This window comes from Pseudomonas sp. R4-15 (assembly GCF_055768815.1).
Genome location: NZ_CM147293.1, coordinates 1,749,123 through 1,772,929 on the forward strand (window position 1 = coordinate 1,749,123; position 23,807 = coordinate 1,772,929).

Sequence of the window (23,807 nt, forward strand, 5' to 3'; positions counted from 1 at the left end):
CCCTTTCAGGACAACTGCTCGAGTACGCGGTGCGTGATCGAGAAGTTGTTGCCTCGAGCGATGAAACAAGGAAGCGTGCTCGGTAGCTGGCGTGCGACTTTAACAGCCTCGTCGCGCGTTTGGAAGCTTCCGAAGATACAGCAACCTGTTCCGGTCAGTTTTGCTGGAACAAATTTGTTCAGCAAATTCAGCGCGTTACGGATTTCCGGATAACGCCCTTCGACCACGGGTTGACAGTCATTGTGACCTCCCCGCTCAAGAACGGTGCGCACTGTAATGGCCCGCGTATTGCGTGTCAACTCCGGCGCCTGGAAAACTTCCGCTGTACTGACAGACACTTGCGGTACTCCGACGAGGTACCAGGGCTCTGGGAGTACGACCTTCTGCAGGCGTTCGCCGACACCTTCGGCGAAGGCGGCGTGTCCGTGTACGAACACCGGCACGTCGGCGCCCAGTTGCAGGCCCAGCGCAGCCAGTGCGTCGAGCTCCAGGCCGAGGCTCCACAGATGGTTCAGGCCGAGCAGGGTGGTGGCCGCATCGGAGCTGCCGCCGCCCAGGCCGCCGCCCATGGGCAGGCGCTTGTCCAGCCAGATGTCGGCGCCGAGGCGGCAATCGCCCGCCTGTTGCAGCGCGCGGGCGGCACGCACGATCAGGTTGCTGTCGTGGTCGACGCCATCGAGGGCGCCGTGCAACTGGACTCGACCGTCCTGGCGCAGGGCGAAGCCCAGCTCGTCGCCGTATTCGAGGAACTGGAAGAGCGTCTGCAGCTCGTGATAGCCGTCGGCACGGCGGCCGACGATATGCAGCATCAGGTTCAGCTTGGCGGGTGCCGGCAGGCGCAGGGTCGCGTGTTGCATGCTCACTGCCCGAGACGGCGTGGGCGCCACTCGGTGACCACCAGGGTCAGCTCCAGGTCATGGCCGTGCAGTTTGATGCGCTGGGGGAGGGTGAAACCGTCCTGCTCGGCATAGGCCAGGTATTCCACCTGCCAGCCGTCCTGCTGCAGGCGCGCCAGGCGGCTGTCGTCGGACAGTGCGATCTGGCTCGGGGTATCCGGCGCCGGCAGACCACGTACCCACCACAGCAAATGGGTGACTGGCAGGCTCCAGCCCAGTTGCTGGCGCAGCAGGGATTCGGGGGACTCGGCCTGGAACTGGCCCTGGCCGGCGATATCCAGGGTCACCTGGCCGGGGTGCCCGGTCAGGCGGGTCGCGCCGCGGCCGAGCGGGCCCGCCAGGCGGATGTCGAAATAGTCGCGGCGCTGCAGCCAGAACAGCGTGCCGCTGCCGGACTGCCCGGGCGAGCGGATGCCCAGCTTGCCGCTGATCTGCCAGCCATCGAGCTCACCGATGGTGGCCTTGTGCGCCTGCCACAGGGTGCGGTCGCCGTCGCCTTCGACGGTCTCCTGGGGCGTGATGCCGGCACAGCCGGCGAGTACCGCGAGTAGCAGCAGGGTAACGAGCGAACGAAGGGCGAACATGGCCTCAGGGGGTCTCCGAACCGGTCAGGCGTAGCAGGGTGTCACGCAGGATGGCGCTGTCGGGTTGTGCCTTGTGCGCGGCGCCCCAGACCTTGCGCGCCTCGGCCTGCTTGCCTTGGACCCAGAGCACTTCGCCCAGGTGTGCGGCGATTTCGGCGTCCTGGGATTGCTGCAGTGCGCGGCGCAGGTAGTGCTCGGCGCGCGGCAGGTCGCCCCGGCGATAGGCGACCCAGCCCATGCTGTCGAGAATCGCGGCGTCCTCGGCGTTGAAACTGTAGGCACGCTCGATCAGGCGCTGTGCTTCGTCGAGGCGCTCGTTGCGGTCGGCGAGGGTGTAACCCAGGGCGTTGAGCGCCATGGCGTTGTCCGGTTCGCGCTCGATGATGAAGCGCAGGTCGCGCTCGAGCTGCTGCGGATCGCCGCGACGCTCGGCGAGCATCGCGCGGCTATAGAGCAGGCCGAGGTCGTCGGGGAATTGCGCAAGGCCGTCCTGCAGCACCTGCCAGGCGCGATCCAGATCGCCGCTCTGCACCCAGGCCTCGGATTCGATCAGATACAGCTGGATGGCGTAGTCCGGCTGGGCCTGGCGCGCCTGGGCGAGCAGCTCGCTGGCTTCGTCGCCACGCCCGAGGGCGAAGAGGATGTCCGCCTGGCGCAGTTGTGCCGGCAGGTAGTCGTTGCCCGGTGCGACCTGTGCGTATTGCAGCAGGGCTTGTTCGGGGCGTTCCTCGGCCTCGTAGACGCGGCCCAGGTTGAAGCGCGCGGCGTCGACGTGGCTGCCGCGTTCGAGCAGTTGCTGCAGATAGAACTCGGCGTCGTCCCAAGCCTCGGCCTCCATGTTCACCAGGGCCAGGGAAAAGCGCAGGTCGTCGTCGTCCGGGAAGCGCTGCAGCAATTCGGTGAACTGATCGCGGGCATCGTTCATCCGGTCCAGTTCCACCAGCAGGCGCGCATAGGCCAGGCGTACACGCTTGTCGTCGGGGTGCTTGCGCAGACCTTTTTCCAGCAGCGGCAAGCCTTCCTCGGTGCGCCCCAGGCTCTGCAGCAGGCGCACGCGCAGCAGCAGCGGGGCGATGTCGTGATCCTGCGCGGGATTTTCTTCGAGCAGCTTCAGTGCTTCCTCGGCGCGATCGTCCTGCTGCAACAGCAGGGCCTTGCCGAACAGCAGTTGGCCGTTGCCCGGATAGCGCAGCAGCAACCGATCGAAACTCTCCAGCAGGCCGGCGCGGGTGTCCGGGTCGGTGTCCGCGGCGGACAGGGCGAGGAAGTCGAAATGGGTGTCGCCCTGGCCCTTGAGGACTTTCTCCATGTACACCATGGCGTCGTCGTAGCGTCCGCCACGGGCCAGCTGGATCGCCGCGGCGCGCTGGGCGTCGAGGTTCTCCGGGGCGTTGCGTGCCCAGATCAGCGAGGTATCCAGCGCCGCTTGCTCGGCGCCCAGGTACTCCGCGATGCGGAATGCGCGCTCGGCCACCGCTGGATCCTGGGTGACATTCGCCTGCTGTACGTAGTTGCCCAGGGCGATGTCGAAACGGTTGCGCTGTCCGGCCAGTTCGGCGGCCAGCAGCGAATACAGCGTCTCTTCGCTGAACGACCCGTAGTGCTCGGGCGCGGAGGGAGCTTGCGGCGTGGCCTCCTGTACGGGCGGCGTGCCGGAACTGTCCGGGGTAAAGGACTGACAGCCGCCTATCAATGCCAAGGCGGCGAGCAACGCAAGGGATCTGTTCATCTAGGGCGAGCGATTGACCTGCAGGTGTGATCCATCATGACACATGCCCGCAGGCAAGCCCATGGGCGGAGGCGGCCGACGAAACGGCAACAGACCATAGGTTTTCCTTGTCGCCGGACAGTTGTTCTGCATCGGGTGACGTAGGACAATTGCCGGCTTGTTCCGTTCGATCAGCGATCCGCATGGCCTTTCTTGCTCTAGGCATCAATCACAAGACCGCGTCGGTAGACGTTCGTGAGCGCGTGGCCTTCACGCCCGAGCAGACGGTCGAGGCATTGCGCCAACTGTGCCGGATCACTCCCAGCGGGGAGGCCGCGATCCTTTCCACCTGCAATCGCAGCGAATTGTACCTGCAGCAGGACCAGCTCGAGAGTGATGCGGTCCTCGCCTGGCTGGCCAGCTACCACCACCTGAGCCTCGACGACTTGCGGGCCTGTTGCTACGTGCACGCCGACGACGCGGCGGTGCGGCACATGATGCGGGTCGCCGCGGGGCTGGACTCGATGGTCCTCGGCGAGCCGCAAATCCTCGGCCAGATGAAGTCCGCCTATGCCGTGGCGCGCGAGGCCGGCACCGTCGGCCCGCTGCTCGGCCGGCTGTTCCAGGCCACCTTCAATACCGCCAAGACCGTGCGCACCGACACCGCCATCGGCGAGAGCCCGGTGTCCGTGGCCTTCGCCGCGGTGAGCCTGGCGCGGCAGATATTCTCCGACCTGTCGCGCAGCCAGGCACTGCTGATCGGCGCTGGCGAGACCATTACCCTGGTCGCCCGCCACCTCCACGAGCAGGGCGTCAAGCGCATCGTGGTGGCCAACCGTACGCTGGAACGCGCCAGCCAACTCGCCGAGGAATTCGGTGCCCGCGCGGTGCTGCTGGCGGACATCCCCCAGGAACTGGTCGACAGCGATATCGTCATCAGCTCCACCGCCAGCCAACTGCCGATCCTCGGCAAGGGGGCGGTGGAGCGGGCGCTGAAGCTGCGCCGGCACAAGCCGATGTTCATGGTCGACATCGCCGTGCCGCGGGACATCGAACCCCAGGTCGGTGACCTCGACGACGTCTACCTGTATACCGTGGACGACCTCCACGAGGTAGTCGCGGAAAACCTCAAGAGTCGCCAGGGCGCTGCCCAGGCCGCCGAGGAACTGGTCGCCGCCGGTGCCGACGAATTCATGCTGCGGTTGCGCGAGCTGGCCGCGGTGGACGTGCTCAGGGCCTATCGCCAGCGTGGCGAGCGGCTGCGTGACGAGGAACTGGCCAAGGCGCAGCGCGCGCTGGCCAATGGCGTGGATGCCGAGGAAGCGCTGGCCCAGTTGGCCCGGGCGCTGACCAACAAGCTCATGCACGCGCCCAGCGTGCAGATGAAGAAATTCTCCGCCGCCGGCCGCATCGATGCCCTGGCGGTGGCGCACGAACTGTTCGCCCTCGACGAGGGCGCGGATAAGCCATGAAAGCCTCGCTGCTCAACAAGCTCGACACCCTGCAGGACCGTTACGAAGAACTCACCGCGCTGCTCGGCGACGCCGAGGTGATCTCCGACCAGACCAAGTTTCGCGCCTACTCCAAGGAGTACGCCGAGGTGGAACCGGTGATCCTTGCCTACCGCGAGCTGCTCAAGGTGCGTGGCGATCTCGAGGGCGCCCAGGCGCTGCTCAAGGACAGTGACCCGGATCTGCGTGAGATGGCCGAGGAAGAGGTCGCGAGCGCCCGTGAGCGCCTGGACGAGTTGGAGGACCAGCTACAGCGCATGCTGCTGCCGCGCGACCCCAACGACGGTCGCAACGTGTTCCTCGAAGTGCGTGCCGGCACCGGCGGCGACGAGGCGGCGATCTTCGCCGGCGATCTGTTCCGTATGTATTCGCGCTACGCGGAAAAGCAGGGCTGGCGGGTCGAAGTGCTCTCGGAGAACGAGGGCGAACACGGCGGCTTCAAGGAAGTCATCGCCCGTGTCGAGGGCGACAACGTCTACGCCAAGCTGAAGTTCGAGTCTGGCGCGCACCGCGTGCAGCGGGTGCCGGAAACCGAGTCCCAGGGGCGTATCCATACCTCCGCCTGCACCGTCGCCGTGCTCCCCGAACCGGACGAGCAGGCGGCCATCGAGATCAATCCGGCCGACCTGCGGGTAGACACCTACCGCAGCTCCGGTGCCGGCGGCCAGCACGTCAACAAGACCGATTCGGCGGTGCGCATCACCCACCTGCCGACCGGCATCGTCGTCGAATGCCAGGAGGAACGCTCGCAGCACAAGAACCGCGCCAAGGCCATGGCCTGGCTGGCGGCCAAGCTGCAGGACCAGCAGGATGCCGCCGCGCACAAGGAAATCTCCGAGACGCGCAAGCTGCTGGTGGGCTCCGGTGATCGCTCCGAGCGCATCCGTACCTACAACTTCCCCCAGGGGCGGGTCACCGATCACCGTATCAACCTGACTCTGTATTCCCTGGGGGAGGTCATCGGCGGGGCGGTCGAGCAGGTCATCGAGCCGCTGCTACAGGAATACCAGGCCGACCAGCTCGCCGCGCTGGGCGATTGAGACGGCAGTCCATGACCAGTCTCGCCTCCCTGCTCGCCGCCGCCGAGCTGCCCGACTCGCCAAGCCCACGGCTGGACGCCGAGCTGCTGCTCGCCGAGGTGCTGGGCAAGCCGCGCAGCTACCTGCGCACCTGGCCCGAGCGCGAGGCGGATGCCGTGCAGCAGGCGCATTTTGCCGCGCTGCTGGAGCGCCGCCGCGCCGGCGAGCCGGTGGCCTACCTGTTGGGGCGCCAGGGTTTCTGGAGCCTGGAGCTGGAGGTCTCGGCGGATACGCTGATTCCGCGTCCGGATACCGAGCTGCTGGTGGAAACCGCCTTGCAGCTGCTCGACACGCAACCCCATGAGGTCCTCGACCTGGGCACCGGGACGGGCGCTATCGCCCTGGCCTTGGCCAGCGAGCGCGCGGACTGGCAGGTACTCGGTGTCGACCGGGTGCCCGCGGCGGTCGAACTCGCCCAACGCAACGCCCAACGTCTGGGGGTGAAGAATGCGGCGTTCGTGCTCAGCGAGTGGTTCTCGGCGCTGGGCGGGCGGCGTTTCTCTCTGATCGTCGGCAATCCGCCCTATATCGCCGCGGGCGATCGTCACCTTGCCGAAGGCGACGTGCGCTTCGAGCCGTCCAGCGCCCTGGTAGCGGGAGCGGACGGCCTGGACGACATCCGGGCGATCGTCGCCGCCGCGCCTGCGCACCTGCTGGCGGGGGGCTGGCTGGCGCTGGAACATGGCTTCGACCAGGCGGCGGCGGTACGCGAGCTGTTGTCCCATGCCGGTTTCGAACAGGCACACAGCCGCCGCGACCTAGCGGGCCACGAGCGCATCAGTCTCGGTTGCTGGAGGTAGAGGATGTCCCTCGACGACGAAGAACTGTTGCGTTACGCCCGCCAGATACTGCTTGCGCAGATCGATATCGACGGGCAGTTGCGCCTGAAGCAGGCGCGGGTCTTGATCGTCGGTCTGGGCGGCCTCGGCTCGCCGGTGGCGCTGTACCTGGCCGCAGCCGGCATTGGGGAGCTGCACCTAGCGGATTTCGACCGGGTGGATTCAAGCAATCTGCAACGCCAGGTCCTGCACGACAGCAGCACTGTGGGGCAGCGCAAGGTCGACTCTGCACTGGCGCGACTGGGCGCACTCAATCCCCGGGTCCGCCTGGTCCCGCTGCGCGAGGCGCTGGATGGCGACAGCCTTGGCGCGGCAGTGGCGACGGTCGACCTGGTGCTCGATTGCTCGGACAACTTCGCCACCCGCGAGGCGGTCAACGCTGCGTGTGTCGCTGCCCGGGTGCCGCTGGTCTCGGGTGCGGCGATCCGCGCTGAAGGACAGCTCTCGGTGTTCGATCCGCGGCGCAGCGAGAGCCCCTGCTACCACTGCCTTTACGGGCATGGTTCGGACAGCGAACTGACCTGCAGCGAGGCTGGCGTACTCGGTCCGCTGGTGGGGTTGGTCGGCAGCTTGCAGGCCCTCGAGGCGCTCAAGCTGCTCGCCGGCTTCGGCGAACCGCTGGTCGGAAGGCTGTTGCTGGTGGATGCGCTCAGCACGCGCTTCCGCGAATTGCGCGTGCGCCGCGATCCAGCGTGCAGCGTGTGTGGTGCACGCGATGAATAACGCGCCGGTCGGTGTCTTCGACTCCGGCGTCGGCGGGCTCTCGGTGCTGCGCGAGATCCAGGCGCGTCTGCCGGACGAAAAGCTGCTCTACGTCGCCGACAGCGCCCACGTGCCCTACGGGGAAAAGAGTCAGGACTACATTCGCGCGCGCAGTCGCTCGATCGCCGATTTCCTGCTCGCCCAGGGCGCCAAGGCGCTGGTGCTGGCCTGTAACACGGCCACCGTGGCGGCGGTAGCCGAGTTGCGCGAGCGCCACTCGGGGCTACCCATCGTCGGCATGGAGCCGGCGGTGAAGCCGGCGGTGGCGGCGACCCGAAACGGTGTGATTGGTGTCCTGGCCACCAGCGGCACCCTGGCCAGCGCCAAGTTCGCCGCCCTGCTCGACCGTTTCAGCCACGACGTGAAGGTCGTCACCCAGCCCTGTCCAGGCTTGATGGAGTGCGTCGAGCGCGGCGATCTGCGGGGGCCGCGGGTGCGTGCACTGCTCGATGGCTACCTGGCGCCCTTGCGTGCGGCGGGGTGCGACACGGTGATCCTCGGCTGCACCCACTATCCGTTCCTGCGCCCACTGCTGAGCGAACTGCTGCCTGGCGTGCGTCTGGTGGATACCGGTGAAGCGGTTGCCCGGCAACTGCAGCGCCTGCTTGCCGAGGCGGATCTGCTGGCCGCGGGCCCCGGCTCGGCGCGCTTTTACAGCAGTGGCGAGCCCAGGGCGCTGGCCGCTCTGCTGCCTGTACTGTGGAACGCCCCCGGGGAAGTTTCGCCATTACCGGAACTCTAGCGGGTTGCCAGATTCTGATGAGCGGCGGCTATACTCCAAGCCGTGTAGAAATTCTGTCAAAAATAAGGATATGCCTGATGAAGAAGCTCTCTTCCCTGGTTGCTGTAGCCGCCTTGGCAATGGGATACGGTGTGATGGCCGACGCTGCCGGGCTGACCTTTTCGGTAGGCCAGACTGGCGATTCGACGATGGTCTATCGCCTTGGCGCGCAATTCGATTTCGATCGCAGCTGGTGGGAAAGCGCCACTGGACGCCTGACTGGCTACTGGGATGCGGGTTACACCTATTGGGAGGGTGACGATACCTCCAGCAATCACAGTGTTTCCTTCGCTCCGGTATTCGTCTACGAATTCGCCGGGGATTCGGTGAAGCCCTACTTCGAAGCGGGCATCGGTGTTGCCGCCTTCTCCAAGACCCACCTCGAGAGTAACGATCTGGGCTCCTCGTTCCAGTTCGAAGACCGCATCGGTGCGGGTCTGCGCTTCGCCGGTGGTCATGACGTCGGTATCCGTGCGATCCACTACTCCAACGCCGGCATCAGCCAGCCGAACGACGGTGTCGAGGCCTACAGCCTGTATTACCGGATGAACTTCTGATTCGAGCGTTGCCCCTGCGAAGGCCGAGCCCAGTGCTCGGCCTTCGCGTTTTCAGAGGGGCTGTCGACTCACGATTCGCAGAGTGAAGACAACTCGTCGAGCATGACGTGTCTTGCGCACTCGACGAAGCGCGACACAACCCGCGAACGGGCCTGGTGCGTCGGAAAAAGCAGCCCGATGACCACCGGCAGGCTGCCGCTGAACGGGCGTGAGTCGATCTCGTTCAGCGTTGCCTCTTCCCGCGCCGCCAGCGGGTTGATCAGGCCAACGCCCATGCCGGCCCCCACCAGCGCGCAGATCGACGACCCCAGGCTCGCTTCGGCGACGATGGTGCGGTGCACGCCCGCTTCATCGAAGATCCGGTCGGTACGCGCGCGCATCGGGCTGCCTAGGGGAAACGCGATGTACGGCTCATTCATGAAGTCCTGCGGCTCGATGCGCTCCAGTGCGGCAAAGCGATGACCGCGTGGGAACACCGCCACGCAGTTGGTGGTGATGACCGGCTCGACCCGTAGATCCGGTGTGTGGCCATAGAGCATGGCCAGCCCGGTACTGCACAGGCCCGAACGGATCCACTCGTTGACCGTGGCTTCATTGCCGGACTGGATCGAGACCGTGACGTCCGGGTACTCCAACTTGAAGTGGGCCACAGCGCGCGCCAGAAGCCCACCGGCCAGCCGGGGCATCGCAGCGACGGTCAAGCGATCGCGCCCGAAGGATCGGATCACGGCCGCGGCCGATTCCAGGCTGGCAATCCCCGCGAAGGTTTTCTCCACGTCCTCGTAGAACCGCTCGCCATCCAGGGTGGGGCTGAGCCGGCTGCCATTGCGAACGAACAGCGGAAACTGGGTGAGGGCCTCCAACTGCGAAATCAGTCGGCTGATCTGTGGTTGCGAGGTGTGCAGTTGGCGCGCGGCCGTGGTCATCGATCCGCTCAGCATGACGGCGCGGAATGCTTCGATCTGCCGAAGCTTCATTCGGTCGATGGTTTCCATATCAGTTCTGAATCCAGCAATGATCAATAGGAATTGGGCATTACCCTAACCATGTCGGATACTCGGCGCCACTACCGAGCCATCTTTCGGTCGTCAGTCTCTGCATCCATTGCCCGTTTCAGTGGCCGAGCGCTCGGCCGGAGGAAGGAAATGAAAGTTGTGTCCGTCATTGCGGCATCCGCAGCACTCGCTCTGAGCATTAATGCCGCCGCCGAAGGCCGCATCGACAAGATCAAGGAGACCGGCACCATCGTCCTCGGGCACCCGGAGTCCTCGGTGCCCTTCGCCTATCTGGACGACCAGCAGAAGCCCATCGGCTATACCGTGGAGATCTGCGAGGCGGTCGCCGAAAAGGTCAAGAAGGCGCTGGCCCTCGACTCGCTGGACGTTCGCTACAACCCGACGACCTCGGCCACGCGCATCCCGCTGATCGCCAACGGCACCATCGACCTGGAGTGCGGCAATACCACCAACAAGGCGGATCGCCACAAGCTGGTGGCCTTCGCACCCACCACCTTCGTTGCGCAGGTCGTGCTGATGGCTCGCAAGGACGGCGGCGTTGATGTCAACGACCTGTCCTCCTTCAGGGACAAGACCATCGCCGCCCAGGCAGGTGGCCAGACCTTCAAGCTGATTTCGCGCCTCAATGCCGAAAACGACTATGGCATCACCATGGCTCCGACCAAGGACACCGGTGAGACCTTTTTGATGGTGGCCAGCGGCCGCGCGGCCGGTTCGGCGAACGATGACGGGCTGGCCTACGGCGCCGTGGCTTCGGCGAAGAACCCGGATGAGTTCATCGTCGGCACCAAGGGGCTGGAGCTGGCGCCCTACGGCATCGTCGAGCCCAAGGACGATCCGGCCTTCAAGAAGGTCGTCGACACCGCGGTGACCGAGCTGATCGCCGATGGCACCGTGGCCAAGCTGTACGACAAGTACTTCAACTCGCCGATTCCGCCGCGCAACATCAACCTCAAGTATCCCATGAGCGATGCACTCAAGCGGGCGCTGGCCAATCCGACCGATTCGCCTGATCCGGCCGACTACGAGTAATCCACGCGATGAACTACGATTGGCGCTGGGATGTCTTTCTCGAGCTTTCCACGGACGGCGTGAATTCCTACCTGCAGAACCTGCTGGTAGGCGTTGGCTGGACCCTGGCGCTGTCGTTGTCCGCTTGGGTCCTGTCGCTGTTGATGGGGACCGGGCTGGCGATCTTGCGTACGGTGCCGTCCAAGGCGCTGAATCTGGTCGGCACCTGCTACGTCGAGATCTTCCGCAATATCCCGCTACTGGTGCAGATGTTCCTTTGGTACTTCGTGCTGCCGGAACTGCTGCCACGGGATTGGGGCAACGCGATGAAGCAGATGGCCCAGCCCTGGGGCCAGTTCGTCCCCGCCCTGCTGTGCCTGAGCTTCTATGGGACCTCGCGGGTCGCCGAAACCCTGCGCGCCGGCATCCAGGCGTTACCCCGTGGCCAGCGCCAGGCGGGTACCGCGATTGGCCTGACCACCGCGCAGGTCTACCGCTACGTCATCCTGCCCCAGGCCTACCGGATCGTCATCCCGCCGCTGACCTCGGAATTCATGGGCACCATCAAGTACTCCTCGGTGGCCCTGACCATCGGCCTGCTGGAGTTGACCGGGCAAGCCCGGGCCATGCAGGAGTTCAGTTTTCACATCTTCGAGGCGTTTTCCGCCGCGACCGCCGGTTACCTGGTCATCAACGGTTGCGTGGTGCTCGGCATGCGCTGGCTGGAGCGGCGGGTCGCCCTGCCTGGCGTCGGTAGCCAACGGCGAGTTCGGGGGGACATGGTATGACCTTCGACTACCAGGCCATCATCCAGGCGCTGCCGTATCTGTTCGGCACCGGCATGACCTTCACGCTGACGTTGACCGCCGCTGCGGGAGTGATGGGGCTGGTGCTCGGCACCTTGCTGGCCATGATGCGCCTGTCCCGCTTCCCGCTGCTGTCGGTGCCGGCCGGGATATACGTCAACACCATGCGCTCGGTGCCGCTGCTGCTGGTGATCTTCTGGTTTTATTTTTTGATGCCCTACGTGGGGGCCTGGCTGACGGGTGCGTCCCGTCCGCTGAGCATCGGTGCCTACAAGTCCGCGATCATCACGTTCACCCTGTTCGAGGCGGCCTACTTCTGCGAGATCATGCGTGCCGGCATTGGCTCGGTCGCTCGTGGGCAGATGTCGGCCGGGCTGGCGATCGGCCTGACGCACCGGCAGACGATGCAAAGCATCATCCTGCCCCAGGCCTTCCGCAACATGCTGCCTTCGCTGCTGACGCGCTTGATCATCCTGTTCCAGGACACCTCGCTGGTCTACGTCCTGTCGCTGACGGACTTCCTCGGCGCGGCCTCCAAGATCGGACAGCGCGACGGTCGACTCGTGGAGTTCTACCTGTTCATTGCACTGGTCTACCTGATCATCTGCTTCAGCGCCTCACGCCTTGTCAGGCTCCTGGAAAAACGCACGCTGGTCGCGCGTTGAGGCCCAACCGGAAATCTACCGATGATTGAATTCAAGAACGTCAGCAAGTGGTACGGCGACTTCCAGGTACTGAGCGATTGCAGCACGCAGGTCAATACCGGCGAGGTGGTGGTCGTCTGCGGGCCGTCGGGCTCCGGCAAGTCGACGCTGATCAAGACCGTCAATGGTCTGGAGCCGTTCGAGGAAGGCGAGATCATCGTCAACGGGGTTTCGCTGCGGGACCCGAAGACCAATCTCCCGGCCTTGCGTGCCAAGGCCGGCATGGTGTTCCAGCACTTCGAGCTCTTTCCGCACCTGTCGGTCAGCGAGAATCTCTGTCTCGGTCAACAGAAGGTGCTCGGTCGGTCCCAGGAACAGGCCCAGGAGAAAGCGGAGCGCATGCTCGATCGGGTCGGTCTGCTTGCCCACAAGAGCAAATACCCGGCCGCGCTTTCCGGGGGTCAACAGCAGCGGGTCGCGATCGCCCGGGCGTTGTCGATGGACCCTGAGGTCATGCTGTTCGACGAGCCCACCTCGGCGCTGGACCCGGAAATGGTCAACGAAGTACTCGACGTGATGACCGATCTGGCCGGCGAAGGGATGACCATGATGGTGGTCACGCACGAGATGGGCTTTGCGCGGCGTGTTGCCGACCGCGTCATCTTCATGGATGCCGGCAGCATCATCGAGGACTGCACCCGTGCCGAGTTCTTCGGTGACGTCCAGGCACGTCACGAACGGACGCGTCACTTCCTCTCCAAAATTCTCTCGCACTGACGAGGCCTGATCATGTCTTCTATGGCTTCCGACCTCGGTCGGACGGATACCCTTTTGCCGGTCGACCTGCGCAGCGACACGGTCACCCGGCCGACGGCGGAAATGTACGACTGCATGCGTGCTGCCCCACTGGGTGACGATGGGCTCGATTTCGATCCGTCGGTGCGCGCTCTGGAGGAGACGGTTGCGGGGATGCTCGGCAAGGACGCAGGGTTGTTCGTGCCCAGTTGCACCATGGCGAATCTGCTGGCGGTGCTGAGTCAGGCTCAACGCAACCAGCAGGTGGTCGTCGAGGCTAACGCGCACATGTACACCTCGGAGCGTGGGTCCGCGACCTTCACCGGCACCTTCTACCAGGCCGTCAGTGGCGAGCGCGGGATGATGGACCTGGATGCCTTCGACGAAGCGATCCGCGGCGGCAAGCACAAGCCGGACACGACCCTGGTCTGCCTCGAGACCTCTCACAACAACGCCGGCGGCGCCGTCCCGTCCCTGCAATACATGGACGAAATCCGCCAGCGCAGCGCAGCGAGCGGCATACGTATGCACCTCGACGGCGCGCGGCTGTTCAACGCCGCGGTCGCGTTGGGGGTGCCGGTCCGTAAGCTGGTCGAGGGCGTCGACACGGTTTCGGTATGCCTGTCGAAAGGCCTCAGCGCACCGGTCGGCGCGATACTGGCGGGGGACTCCAGCACGCTGGAGCAGGCGCGCCGTCTGCGCCGGATGCTTGGCGGTACCCAGCGCCAGGCCGGCGTGGTGGCGGCCGCGGGTTTGTATGCGGTGCAGCACATGGTGGAGCGCCTGGCCGAGGATCACCGCAGGGCGCGTGCATTGAGCGAAGCCATCAACGGCCTGGGGCTGCCCCTGCTGGCTTCGAAACCGGACACCAATATCGTACAGGTCGACGTATCCGCTACGGGGCACGATAGCGCCACCTGGGTTGGCCGGCTGGACGCCGTCGGTCTGCGCGTCAGGCCGTGGGGGCGCGGCAAGCTGCGTTGCGTGACCCATCGGCACATCACCGATGACGACCTGACGCGGGCGATGGTGTGTTTCCGGCAGGCGCATCAAGCGCTCGAGTCCGGCCTTTGAGCAAGGCATCTCTCGGTGCGGCGATACCCCTAGCGCGCACGGCGCAGCCCTAGGGCCTGTTCCCGTTTCATTCACGGCCGCGCCGGCGCCTGTTTTGCCGCGAGACAAGGCCGCGCCCGTTCCCGACGGGCTTGCGGCATTCACTCCATCCCTGGAGATCGCGCGAGTCGCAGGGCTTACCGGGGTAAGTCCAAGACGAGCAACGCCGTATCGCGGCAAAACAGGCACCGGCCCTGCGGGTTGTGCCAGAAATGACCTGCGCTGTCGTTGCAGGACTTGCCAAGGGAGTGGCCATTGGCTGCGTCCTGCGCCTAACCGCAGGCCATTTCTGGCGAGAACGCGGGGCGGCCATCCGCGGTTCGCGAATGAAACGGGAACAGGCCCTAGGTCAGGTCGCGAAATACCGAGAGTGCCCGATGCCGAGCCTGGTCCAGATCGATGATCGGCGGCGGGTAGTCGGCATTGCCGAACAGGTCGCGGGGCGGCATGTGGATGGCACGGTCGTCCAGATGCGCCAATTCCGGCAGCCACTGGCGAATGAAGCGGCCCTCGGGGTCGAAGCGGCGCGACTGGGTGATCGGATTGAACAGGCGGAAGTAGGGCACCGAGTCGGTACCGGTCGATGCACTCCACTGCCAGCCGCCATTGTTCGCGGCGAGGTCGCCGTCGATCAGATGACGCATGAAGTAGCGCTCGCCTTCACGCCAGTCGATCAACAGGTGCTTGCTGAGGAACATCGCCACCAGCATGCGCAGACGGTTGTGCATCCAGCCCTGGGCGTGCAATTGGCGCATCGCCGCGTCGATCAGCGGGAAGCCGGTGCGCCCTCGTTGCCAGGCTTCGAGTTCGGCGGGGGCATCACGCCAGGGCAGGCGCTCGGTCTGCGGACGGAACGGGCGATGCATGCTGACCTGGGGGAAACCCACCAGGATGTGCCGGTAGAACTCGCGCCAGAGGAATTCGTCGATCCAGGTCGAGGGGCCCGGGCGATTGCCGCTCAGTTCGCCCTGGTTTTCCCGCAGCGCCGCCTGCAGGCACTGGCGTATGGAAACCATGCCCAGCGTCAGGTAAGGCGACAGCTCGCTGGTGCCGGGCTGCGCCGGCAGGTCGCGGCGGTCGTGGTAGTCGAGGATGCGCTCGTCGGCGAAACGTTGCAGGCGTTGCAGCGCCGCGTCTTCGCCGGCCGGCCAGAGTTCGCGCAGCGCGTGGGGCGGCGTCTCGAAGCCCTCCACCGTGCTCGGCAGCGGGTCGCTGGCGATCGCCAGTGTGTCCTGCTTGCGCGGCGCCGCCAGCGGCTGGGGCAAGGCGGGAGCCAAGCGCGCCAGGCAGGCACGCCGGAACTGGCCGAAGACCTTGAAGAAGCCGTCCTGGCGCGTCAGTACGCTGCCGGGGGCCAGCAGGACACCGTCCAGGTGGCTGTGCCAGCCAAGGCCGTTCTCGCGCAGGCGTTCGGCGCAGGCCTCGTCGCGGCGCTGCTCGTTGACGCCGTACTCCGCGTTGACGTGCACGGCGGCAATGGCGTGCTCCTCGCACAGCCGCTGCAGCAGCGCCGGCAGGGACTGCCAGTCTGCGCACTCGCGTACCAGCAGCGGAATGTTGAGTGCGTTCAGGTGTGGTTGCAGCGCGGCCAGGCCTCGCAGGCGCAGGTCGACCTTGGCGGCGGATTCGTCGTGGGCCTGCCATTGCTTGGGCGTGATGACGTACAGCGCCAGGGTGGGGCCTGCCTGCAGGGCGGCATTCAGCGCGCTGTTGTCGAGACTGCGCAAGTCGTCGCGCAGCCACAGCAGTTGATGACGGCTCATGGCAGTGCCCGCAGTTGACGGGTGACGTCGAGGGCTTCGGGCACCAGGGTCAGCTTCTCCAGGGCCGTGAGCTCATCCGCGTGGATGCTCGCCGCCGCGCCGCACAGCAGCACGGGAATCTGGCTCTGTTCGAGAAGCCTGGGTAGTCCGCGGCGCTGCTCGGCGGCGAGCTTGTGTGGCGCGCTGAGCAGCAGTGCGCGGGGCGCCAGATGCTCGAGCGCCAAGCTCAGTTCCGCCATCGGTGGTCCCCAGTCGAAGACCTCCAGGGGCAGGTCATTGCTCGCCAGGGTCCAGGCCAGCAGCCAGGTCTCCGGTTGCAACGGCTCGCCGAGGTTGACCAGTAGCAGAGGTGCGCCACTCTGCTGGCGGTTACTGTGGTAGAGCCGTGCGCCGAGCTTGCTGCGCAACCAGGAGTAGAGGAAGGCGCGCTCCATCTCCGCGCCGAAGCGCCCTTGCCAGCGCAGGCGCAATTCGGCCAGCAACGGCAATAACAGCCGTTCGCAGAGGGTGCGCGGCGGATAGATGGCGACCAGGCGGTTGAAGGTGTCGTCCAGGCGGCGTTCGGCGAGATCGGCTACCGCCTGGGCCAGGCTCTGACGCGCCTGTTGCCAGTCGCTCTCGCCCTCGTCGTGGGCTTCGCTGGGCGCGGCATTGGGTTCGTCGAGCAGTCGACGCACCTGGCTCACCGCCACACCTCGGGCCAGCCAGGCGAGGATGGCCTGGATGCGCTCGAGCTGTTCCTCGGAGTAGAGCCGGTGGCCCTTGGCGGTGCGCTGCGGCTTGATCAGCCCGTAGCGGCGCTCCCAGGCGCGCAGGGTGACCGGGTTGACGCCGGTGCGGCGGGCGATTTCGCGAATCGGCAACAGGGCATCGCCATTGTCGGTATCGAGGTCGAGGTGAAGCGCTGAGGCGGCTTGGTCGTGCATGTCTAGATCGCGTTACGCAGGCAAAGGTCTTCGGGGTGCGGCAGCAGGTAGGCCTGTCGTGCCAGGTAGGGTTCGGGGTGATGGCGAAGGTGATGGCGCAGCAGCGTCAGCGGCACCACCAGCGGTAACTCGCCGCGCCGGTAGCGCTGGATCAGTTCGCTCAGCTCCTGGCGGTCGCTGGCCTGCAGCTCCGCGCTGATGTGTCCGGCCATGTGCTGCAGGGCATTGCAGTGGCTGCCGCGGCTGGCGGGACGCGCCAGCGCCACCATCAGTTGTCCCAGGTAATCGCGCGCCAGCGCCAGCAGCTCGCGCCCGCGGTGCTCCGCCAGCAGGCGTCCGAGACGGGGCACCGCAAGGGGCTCGTGGGCCAGGATCAGGTACTTGTGACGGGCGTGAAAGTCGGTGAGTGCAGCCACGCCGGGTGAGTCGGCGAGCAGTTGGCGGAACTGCGCGTGGACGTAAACGCGCACCAGGAAGTTGTCGAGCAGCACCGGGTCGTTGAGCCGCCCGGCTTCCTCCACGGGCAGCTCCGGGCGCTCGGCGCAGAAGGCCTCGGCGAACAGGCCACGCCCGCGGGGCTCCGGCGGATGCCCCTCGGCGCCGTAGACCTTGACCCGGAAGAGCCCGCAGGACGGTGATTTCTGCATGAACACGAAGCCGTCCAGCTCCTCCTGCTCGCTGGCGGCGAGCCTGCCTTGGGTGCGCAGTTGCGAACTCACATCAGTGGCGCTGCTGGCGATCAACGCACGCGGGGCCGCGGGGTCGCCGACCAAACGCAGTGAAGGACGGGGTGTCCCCAGGCCAATCGCCTGCTCAGGGCACAGCGGTACGAAGTCGATATGTCGCGCCAGTTGCTCGCTGCACAGGCGTGATTCCTTGTGTCCGCCATTGAAGCGGACCGGCTGGCCCAGGAGACAGGCGCTGATGCCCAGACGAGGACGGCATTCCAGAGGGAGCTGCATGGCGGTCACCTTGGTGGCGATCGATACGGTCGAGCCGATGATACCTCAAAAGTTGTACGAGATGGTTTTCTTGTACAGTTATTGGGCGCCGGCCGCGATGATTCGCCGCGCAGCCTCCTGGCCACTTAGCCAGGCGCCCTCAACGCGTCCCGAAAGGCACCAGTCGCCGCAGGCGTAGAGACCGATGCCCGGGTCGCCCAGGCAGCCGATCTCGTGGGCTTCGCTGGGCCGCGCGTAAAGCCAGCGATGGGCCAGGCTGGCCTGCGCGGCGGGTACCGGGCAGCCGAGGGTTTCGCCGAGGGCACCTCGCAGGTGTTCGCTCACCGACTCGCCCGTGCATTCCAGATGCGCCCGGGTCCACTCGCTGGTGGCGTGGAGAATCCAGGTATCCGGCCTGGCGGCGCGCCCGGGCTTGCTGCTCTGGCGGACGATCCAGTCGAGGGCGCCCTGCTGCACGAAGCAGGCCTCCAGGGCGGTCTGCAAGGGTGTGGCGAATTGCAGGGCGACTGCCCAGGTGGGCTCCATGGTTACGCCGGCGGCGACCCCGGCGAGGGTCGGCGCCGCCTCGAGCAGGGTGACGGCCTGGGGGGAGGGGGTCGCCACCAGAACCTGTGAGAACGGGCCGTGGCGCTGGCCGTCGGCATCATCGAGCTGCCAGCCCCGCTCGCCACGGCTGACCCGCGTGACCCGAGTACGCAGGTTGGCCGGCATGTCGCCGAGCAGTCCACGGCTCAGCGCGCTCATGCGCGGCACGCCGATCCAGCGGACCTGCTCGTCCGGCGAGGGGCCGAGTTGGTTGTCGCGCCATTGGAACAAGCGTGGTGACCAGTCCTCCACCCAGCCCTGACGCTGCCAGTGGGCGACTGCCTCAGCGAAGCGGCGGTCGCGGGCGGTGAAGTACTGGGCACCCAGGTCCAGAGTGCCGAGTTCCTCGTGTCGCCGGCTGGCCATACGTCCGCCGCTACCGCGACTCTTGTCGAAGAGCAGTACCTGGCGCCCGGCGCGTTGCAAGGCGTCGGCCGCAGACAGGCCGGCCATGCCGGCCCCGATGATGGCGATGGGATTGCTCATGGAGCACCTCTGTTCTTGGGTTGTGCGTCTCGTCCCGTGGGTCGCCCGGAACGTTTCCAGCCAGTGAGGTGGTAGGCTACGCCGGGCCTTAACTCTTGTACAATCTGGCTGTAATGTATAACGAGACGCCTGGGAATATCTTCTTCAGGTTCGCTAGCTCTGCTGCGTATGAACAGGAGTTGCTATGGATGTTCTGATCAGTGGTGGCACTGGCCTGATCGGTCGCGCGCTGTGCGGGCGCTGGCTGGCCGAGGGTCATCGCCTGGTGGTCTGGAGCCGCGAGCCGGAGAAAGTCCCCGCCCTGTGTGGCGATGGCGTGCAAGGCATCGCGCGGCTGCAGGACTATCCGGCCCAGTACGGGCTGGATTGCGTGGTGAACCTGGCGGGGGCGCCGATCGCCGAGCGTCCGTGGACTGCGCGGCGGCGCCGCGTGCTGCGCGACAGCCGCATCGCCTTGACCGAGCACTTGGTCGCCTGGCTCGCCGAGCGAGGCGGGCCCGCGCCGCTGCTGCTGTCCGGCTCCGCGGTGGGGTACTACGGGGACACGGGAGAGGCACCGGTGGACGAGGCCACGCCGGCAGGTAACGACTTCGCTGCACAGCTGTGCCGCGACTGGGAAGCTGCGGCGCTGGCCGCCGAGCGCATCGGTTGCCGGGTGGTCCTGCTGCGGACCGGCCTGGTGTTGAGTGCCCGCGGTGGTTTTCTCGGGCGCTTGCGTCTGCCGTTCCGCCTGGGCCTGGGTGGGCCGATTGGTAACGGGCGGCAGTGGATGCCATGGATTCATTGGCAAGACCATATCGGCCTGATCGATTTTCTTGTCAGGCAGGGGGACGCCCGAGGTCCTTATAATCTGTGCGCACCACAACCGCAGCGTAATCGCGACTTCGCCCGTGCCTTCGGCGCTTCGCTAGGGCGCCCGGCACGCCTGCCTTTGCCGGCTTTGGTACTGCGAATGGGGCTGGGAGAAATGGCCGGGCTGCTGCTCGGCGGTCAGCGCGCGCTGCCGCAGCGTGCGCAGGCCGCAGGTTACGAATTTCACTACACGGATCTGCAAACCGCCCTGGCCGATCTGGCCGGGGACGAAGGATGACGATGAACGAACACGCGTTGCTGCTGATCAACCTGGGCTCGCCGGCTTCCACTGAAGTCGATGACGTGCGCCGTTACCTCAACCAGTTCCTCATGGACCCGTACGTGGTGGACCTGCCCTGGCCGCTGCGTCGCCTGTTGGTGTCGCTGATCCTGCTGCGCCGCCCGGCGCAGTCGGCGCACGCCTACGCCTCGATCTGGTGGCCGGAGGGGTCGCCGCTGATCGTCATCAGCCGCCGCCTGACCGAGGCCGTGCGCCCCCTGTGGACGCACGGTCCGGTGGAGCTGGCGATGCGCTACGGTGAACCTTCCATCGAGTCCGCACTGCAGAAGCTGGCCAAGCGCGGCGTGCGCCGGGTGACATTGGCGCCGCTCTATCCGCAGTTCGCCGACAGTACGACGACCACGGTACTGGTCGAGGCGCAGCGGGTGATCGCCAGCCATGGGCTGGACCTCGAGTGCAGTAGCCTGGCGCCTTTCTACGACCAGGAGCTTTACCAGCAGGCGTTGGTGGACGCTACCCGGCCTTATCTGGCGCAGGATTTCGACCACCTGCTGCTGAGTTTCCATGGCTTGCCGGAACGGCACATTCGCAAGCTGGTGAAACACCTCGATCCCCGGCACGACCTGCGCGCGGCGGACAGTCGCGGCGTCTCGCCCGAAGTGCTCGAGCGCTGCTACCGCAGCCAGTGCCTGCGTACCGCCGAGCTGTTCGCCGAGCGCGCCGGTCTGGCGCCCGGGCAATGGTCGGTGTCCTTCCAATCGCGCCTGGGCCGGGACAAATGGATCGAGCCCTATACCGAGGCGCGTCTGGACGAACTGGCGGCGAGTGGGGTGAAGAAGCTTTTGGTGATGTGCCCGGCGTTCGTCGCCGACTGCATCGAGACCCTCGAAGAGATTGGCATGCGGGGCCAGGAACAATTCGTCGAGGCCGGCGGGGAGTCCCTGCAACTGGTGCCGTGCCTCAACGATCATCCCGCCTGGGCTCGGGCGCTAGTGGCGCTGTGCGAGCCCACTCGGGACGAGGTGGTGAAGTCGCCGGTCGTCGGCGAGATTCCCCGGGTATGACGCGGCCATCGTGCCGGATGGTGGCCATATGATATTTTTTCGGCGAGTCGTGCCCTGCTCAGGGCAGGTCACCGTTGCAGCTTTCACGACCCTTGCCCATCGTCTTGAAGTGGCTGGGCGCCTTAGCCCGGCCGAGCTCCCGAGGCTGCGCCTGGAAGGTCGACAGATCATGCATTCCTGAACGCCTGTCTCTCCGCCATGACCCGTCCGGGTCCCTGGCGTGGCTTTGTCGCGCGCATATAGGCGCCAGCCGCTTCCAGTTCTACCCGTTTCCCCAATTGACGCGCCCGACATGGATGCTGGACGACCTGCGGTCTGTTCGATACAGGCCGATGACCCCCTGAGTCCGCCGCTAACGCGGGCGGTGCGATAGCGGAGCCCGAACGATGTTCAACAAGGCCCTGAAGGACGCTCTGGCCAACTGCCAGGCACAATTGGCGCGCTACCAGGCGCGCGCGGCGGCGGTGGACAAATCCACCGCGATGATCGAATTCCTGCCCGATGGCACCATCGTCACCGCCAACGAGCACTTTCTGCGTACCGTTGGCTATCGGCTCGACGAGATCGTGGGGAAGCACCACCGCCTCTTCTGCGACGCGGACTACGCGAACGGCACCGAGTATCGCCAACTGTGGCAACGCCTCGCCGCTGGCGAGTACGTTCGCGACCGTTTCCGGCGTGTGGACAAGCAAGGACGTGAGATCTGGCTGCGTGCCTCCTATAACCCGGTGCGTGGCGCTAATGGCGAGGTGACCAGCGTGCTCAAGCTCGCCACGGATATCACCGAGCAGGTACACCAGGAGCAGAAACAGGCGAACATCATCGCCGCCATCGATCGCTCCATGGCGGTCATCGAGTTCTCCCTGGACGGCACGATTCTCTCGGCCAATGCCAATTTCCTGTCCACCACCGGCTACCGGCTGGAGGAAATTCGCGGTCGTCACCATCGCATTTTCTGCGACGATGCCTACGCCAACAGCGCCGACTACCGGGTCTTCTGGGAGCAACTCAACCGGGGCGAGTTCTTCTCCGGGCGTTTTCGACGGGTGCGCAAGTCAGGTGAGGTGCTCTGGCTGAGTGCCACCTACAACCCGGTGTTCGACAGCCGCGGCACGCTCTACAAGGTGGTCAAGTTCGCCTCCGACATCACCGAGAGAGTTCTGCAGCAGGAGGCCGAGTCCCAGGCCGCGACGCTGGCCTACGACATCTCCCGCAAGACCGACCAGGACACCCATGCGGGCTCGCAGATCGTCGGTGACACCATCGCCGTGGTGCAGAGCATTGCCCAGGAAATCGCCGCCGCCGCCGATGGCATCACGGCGGTTAACCAGCAGTCCGAGCACATCGGCAGCATCGTGCAGACCATCCGTGGGATCGCCGAGCAGACCAACCTGCTGGCGCTCAACGCCGCCATCGAGGCGGCACGTGCCGGCGAGCAGGGGCGTGGCTTTGCCGTGGTCGCCGACGAGGTGCGCAACCTCGCCAGGCGCACGGCTCAGGCGACCCAGGAGATCGTCGCGGTGGTCGAGCGCAACCATGCGCTGGCGCAGGAGGCGGTGAACAGCATGCAGAGCAGTCAGGGCAAGGTGGCGCGCGGCGTGGAGCTGGCCCAGCAGGCTGGCGAGTCGATCTCAGGGATTCGCCTCGGAGCGCGCCGGGTGGTCGAGGCGATCGGCCACATCAAGGCGGCGCTGAACGACTAGCGCCTGTTGCCGTTTCATCCACGGCCCTGGCGTCGCTCCAGCAACACCCCGGACTCCATGTGATGGGTCCAGGGGAACTGGTCGAACAGCGCGCAGCGGGTCACCCGGTGGGTATCGGCCAGTTGCGCGATGTTCTGCGCCAGGGTCTCCGGATTGCAGGAGATATAGAGGATGCGCTCGAAGCGCCGGGTCAGCTCGCAGGTGTCGGGGTCCATGCCGGCGCGCGGCGGGTCGACGAACACCGTGCCGAAGTCGTAGCTCTTCAGGTCGATACCCGCCAGCCGGCGGAACGGGCGTACCTCGTTGAGCGCCTGGGTCAGCTCCTCGGCAGACAGACGCACCAGGTTGACGTTGTCGATGCCGTTGTCGGCGAGGTTGGCCAGCGCGGCGTTCACCGAGGTCTTGCTGATCTCGGTGGCCAGCACCTTGCGCACCCGGGTAGCCATCGGCAGGGTGAAGTTGCCGTTGCCGCAATACAGCTCGAGCAGGTCATCCTGGCGCTCGCCGAGTACCTCGCAGGCCCAGTTGAGCATCTTCCCGCAGACCACCCCGTTGGGCTGGGTGAAGGCGCCTTCGGGCTGGCGATAGCGGAATTCGCGGCTGCCCACCTGCATCGCTTCTTCCACGTAGTCGCGGCCGATGACGATGCGCTGGCCGCGCGAACGGCCCACCAGGCTCACTCCCAGCTCGGCGGCCAGCGCTTCGGCGTCGGCCTGCCAGGCGGCGTCCAGCGGGCGGTGGTAGGCCAGGGTGACCAGCGCATCACCGGCCAGGGTGGTGAGAAACTCCACCTGGAACAGCTTGAACGACAGGGCCTTGCTGGCCTGCCAGCCGGCCTTCAGGCGTGGCATCAACTGGTTGATGCGCGCGCTGGCGGTGGGGAACTGCTCGATGAGGATCGGCGTGTGCTTGTCGCCGGGCGCGAACATCGCGTAGTGGCGTTCCTCGTTCTCGCGCCACAGGCGGAATTCGGCGCGCATGCGGTAGTGCTCGCGCGGTGAGTCGAAGACCTCCGGCTCGGGCGCGTCGAACGGCGCGAGCAGTTCGACCAGGCGTTGGCGCTTCTCGGCGAGCTGGGCGGCATAGTGTTCGGCGGTACGGTCTTCGGCGGTCATCGGCGGCG

General features: G+C 66.1%; 23 protein-coding genes. 14 read left to right on the forward strand and 9 right to left on the reverse strand.

Going from position 1 to position 23,807, the window contains the following annotated elements; genetic code table 11:
- Positions 1-5: 5 nt before the first annotated feature.
- The 3 genes from ispE to ACYRGX_RS08280 are packed head-to-tail and all read right to left on the reverse strand — an operon-like array spanning position 6 to position 3,209.
- The gene (ispE, locus tag ACYRGX_RS08270; protein ID WP_473056089.1) at positions 6-857 is read right to left on the reverse strand and encodes a 4-(cytidine 5'-diphospho)-2-C-methyl-D-erythritol kinase; all 852 of its coding nucleotides are present in this window, start codon (positions 855-857) and stop codon (positions 6-8) included.
- A gap of 2 nt (positions 858-859) precedes the next feature.
- Positions 860-1,480 carry a lipoprotein insertase outer membrane protein LolB gene (gene lolB, locus ACYRGX_RS08275; protein WP_473056090.1) on the reverse strand — a complete coding sequence of 207 codons (621 nt, stop codon included), beginning with the start codon at positions 1,478-1,480 and terminating at the stop codon, positions 860-862.
- 4 nt (positions 1,481-1,484) lie between these two features.
- Positions 1,485-3,209 (reverse strand): tetratricopeptide repeat protein, encoded by a 1,725-nt coding sequence (locus ACYRGX_RS08280; RefSeq protein ID WP_473056091.1) that lies wholly within the window; start codon positions 3,207-3,209, stop codon positions 1,485-1,487.
- A gap of 182 nt (positions 3,210-3,391) precedes the next feature.
- On the opposite strand from ACYRGX_RS08280, the gene hemA reads away from it, so the two are divergent.
- From hemA to ACYRGX_RS08310, 6 genes are all read left to right on the forward strand, one after another.
- Positions 3,392-4,660: a glutamyl-tRNA reductase gene (gene hemA / locus ACYRGX_RS08285; RefSeq protein ID WP_473056092.1), complete on the forward strand. Its 1,269-nt coding sequence runs from the start codon at positions 3,392-3,394 to the stop codon at positions 4,658-4,660.
- Positions 4,657-5,739: a peptide chain release factor 1 gene (gene prfA, locus ACYRGX_RS08290; protein ID WP_473056093.1), complete on the forward strand. Its 1,083-nt coding sequence runs from the start codon at positions 4,657-4,659 to the stop codon at positions 5,737-5,739. The genes hemA and prfA overlap by 4 nt, the downstream gene beginning before the upstream one ends.
- An 11-nt stretch (positions 5,740-5,750) precedes the next feature.
- The gene (gene prmC / locus ACYRGX_RS08295; protein WP_473056094.1) at positions 5,751-6,578 is read left to right on the forward strand and encodes a peptide chain release factor N(5)-glutamine methyltransferase; all 828 of its coding nucleotides are present in this window, start codon (positions 5,751-5,753) and stop codon (positions 6,576-6,578) included.
- A 3-nt stretch (positions 6,579-6,581) separates the two neighbouring features.
- Positions 6,582-7,340, forward strand: coding sequence for a molybdopterin-synthase adenylyltransferase MoeB (locus ACYRGX_RS08300; protein WP_473056095.1), 759 nt, complete (start codon positions 6,582-6,584; stop codon positions 7,338-7,340).
- A complete protein-coding gene (murI, locus tag ACYRGX_RS08305; protein WP_473056096.1) occupies positions 7,333-8,121 on the forward strand; it encodes a glutamate racemase in 789 nt (262 codons plus the stop codon). The genes ACYRGX_RS08300 and murI overlap by 8 nt, the downstream gene beginning before the upstream one ends.
- Before the next feature lie 77 nt (positions 8,122-8,198).
- On the forward strand, positions 8,199-8,717 hold the full coding sequence (locus tag ACYRGX_RS08310) for an acyloxyacyl hydrolase (RefSeq protein ID WP_473056097.1): 519 nt from the start codon (positions 8,199-8,201) through the stop codon (positions 8,715-8,717).
- Positions 8,718-8,785: 68 nt separating this feature from the next.
- Here the strand turns inward: ACYRGX_RS08310 and ACYRGX_RS08315 are convergent, their stop codons facing one another.
- On the reverse strand, positions 8,786-9,712 hold the full coding sequence (locus ACYRGX_RS08315) for a LysR substrate-binding domain-containing protein (RefSeq protein ID WP_473056098.1): 927 nt from the start codon (positions 9,710-9,712) through the stop codon (positions 8,786-8,788).
- Between the two features lie 150 nt (positions 9,713-9,862).
- Here ACYRGX_RS08315 and ACYRGX_RS08320 point away from each other — a divergent pair, with 150 nt between their 5' ends.
- Genes ACYRGX_RS08320 through ACYRGX_RS08340 form a run of 5 tightly spaced genes read left to right on the forward strand, consistent with a single transcriptional unit; the run spans position 9,863 to position 14,063 of the window.
- A complete protein-coding gene (locus ACYRGX_RS08320; protein WP_473056099.1) occupies positions 9,863-10,765 on the forward strand; it encodes an amino acid ABC transporter substrate-binding protein in 903 nt (300 codons plus the stop codon).
- Positions 10,766-10,773: 8 nt separating this feature from the next.
- Entirely contained in the window at positions 10,774-11,532 is a 759-nt protein-coding gene (locus ACYRGX_RS08325; RefSeq protein WP_473056100.1) for an amino acid ABC transporter permease, read from the forward strand.
- Positions 11,529-12,215, forward strand: coding sequence for an amino acid ABC transporter permease (locus ACYRGX_RS08330; protein ID WP_473056101.1), 687 nt, complete (start codon positions 11,529-11,531; stop codon positions 12,213-12,215). The genes ACYRGX_RS08325 and ACYRGX_RS08330 overlap by 4 nt, the downstream gene beginning before the upstream one ends.
- Before the next feature lie 21 nt (positions 12,216-12,236).
- Complete coding sequence (locus tag ACYRGX_RS08335; protein WP_473056102.1) at positions 12,237-12,971, forward strand: amino acid ABC transporter ATP-binding protein; 735 nt, start codon at positions 12,237-12,239, stop codon at positions 12,969-12,971.
- Positions 12,972-12,983: 12 nt separating this feature from the next.
- Complete coding sequence (locus ACYRGX_RS08340; RefSeq protein WP_473056103.1) at positions 12,984-14,063, forward strand: threonine aldolase family protein; 1,080 nt, start codon at positions 12,984-12,986, stop codon at positions 14,061-14,063.
- Between the two features lie 383 nt (positions 14,064-14,446).
- Here ACYRGX_RS08340 and phrB read toward each other — a convergent pair whose 3' ends face one another.
- From phrB to ACYRGX_RS08360, 4 genes are all read right to left on the reverse strand, one after another.
- Positions 14,447-15,865 (reverse strand): deoxyribodipyrimidine photo-lyase, encoded by a 1,419-nt coding sequence (gene phrB / locus ACYRGX_RS08345; protein ID WP_473056104.1) that lies wholly within the window; start codon positions 15,863-15,865, stop codon positions 14,447-14,449.
- On the reverse strand, positions 15,862-16,791 hold the full coding sequence (locus ACYRGX_RS08350) for a MerR family transcriptional regulator (RefSeq protein ID WP_473056105.1): 930 nt from the start codon (positions 16,789-16,791) through the stop codon (positions 15,862-15,864). The genes phrB and ACYRGX_RS08350 overlap by 4 nt, the downstream gene beginning before the upstream one ends.
- A 2-nt stretch (positions 16,792-16,793) precedes the next feature.
- Entirely contained in the window at positions 16,794-17,753 is a 960-nt protein-coding gene (locus ACYRGX_RS08355; protein WP_473056106.1) for a YbgA family protein, read from the reverse strand.
- 78 nt (positions 17,754-17,831) lie between these two features.
- The gene (locus ACYRGX_RS08360) at positions 17,832-18,824 is read right to left on the reverse strand and encodes an NAD(P)/FAD-dependent oxidoreductase (protein ID WP_473056107.1); all 993 of its coding nucleotides are present in this window, start codon (positions 18,822-18,824) and stop codon (positions 17,832-17,834) included.
- Positions 18,825-19,008: 184 nt separating this feature from the next.
- Here ACYRGX_RS08360 and ACYRGX_RS08365 point away from each other — a divergent pair, with 184 nt between their 5' ends.
- The 3 genes from ACYRGX_RS08365 (at position 19,009) to ACYRGX_RS08375 (ending at position 22,684) form a co-directional block, all read left to right on the forward strand.
- Positions 19,009-19,914 (forward strand): TIGR01777 family oxidoreductase, encoded by a 906-nt coding sequence (locus ACYRGX_RS08365; RefSeq protein WP_473056108.1) that lies wholly within the window; start codon positions 19,009-19,011, stop codon positions 19,912-19,914.
- A 2-nt stretch (positions 19,915-19,916) separates the two neighbouring features.
- Entirely contained in the window at positions 19,917-20,981 is a 1,065-nt protein-coding gene (hemH, locus tag ACYRGX_RS08370; protein ID WP_473056109.1) for a ferrochelatase, read from the forward strand.
- A 386-nt stretch (positions 20,982-21,367) separates the two neighbouring features.
- Positions 21,368-22,684 (forward strand): methyl-accepting chemotaxis protein, encoded by a 1,317-nt coding sequence (locus ACYRGX_RS08375; protein ID WP_473056110.1) that lies wholly within the window; start codon positions 21,368-21,370, stop codon positions 22,682-22,684.
- 14 nt (positions 22,685-22,698) lie between these two features.
- Here the strand turns inward: ACYRGX_RS08375 and trmA are convergent, their stop codons facing one another.
- Positions 22,699-23,799 carry a tRNA (uridine(54)-C5)-methyltransferase TrmA gene (gene trmA / locus ACYRGX_RS08380; RefSeq protein ID WP_473056111.1) on the reverse strand — a complete coding sequence of 367 codons (1,101 nt, stop codon included), beginning with the start codon at positions 23,797-23,799 and terminating at the stop codon, positions 22,699-22,701.
- Positions 23,800-23,807: the final 8 nt, after the last annotated feature.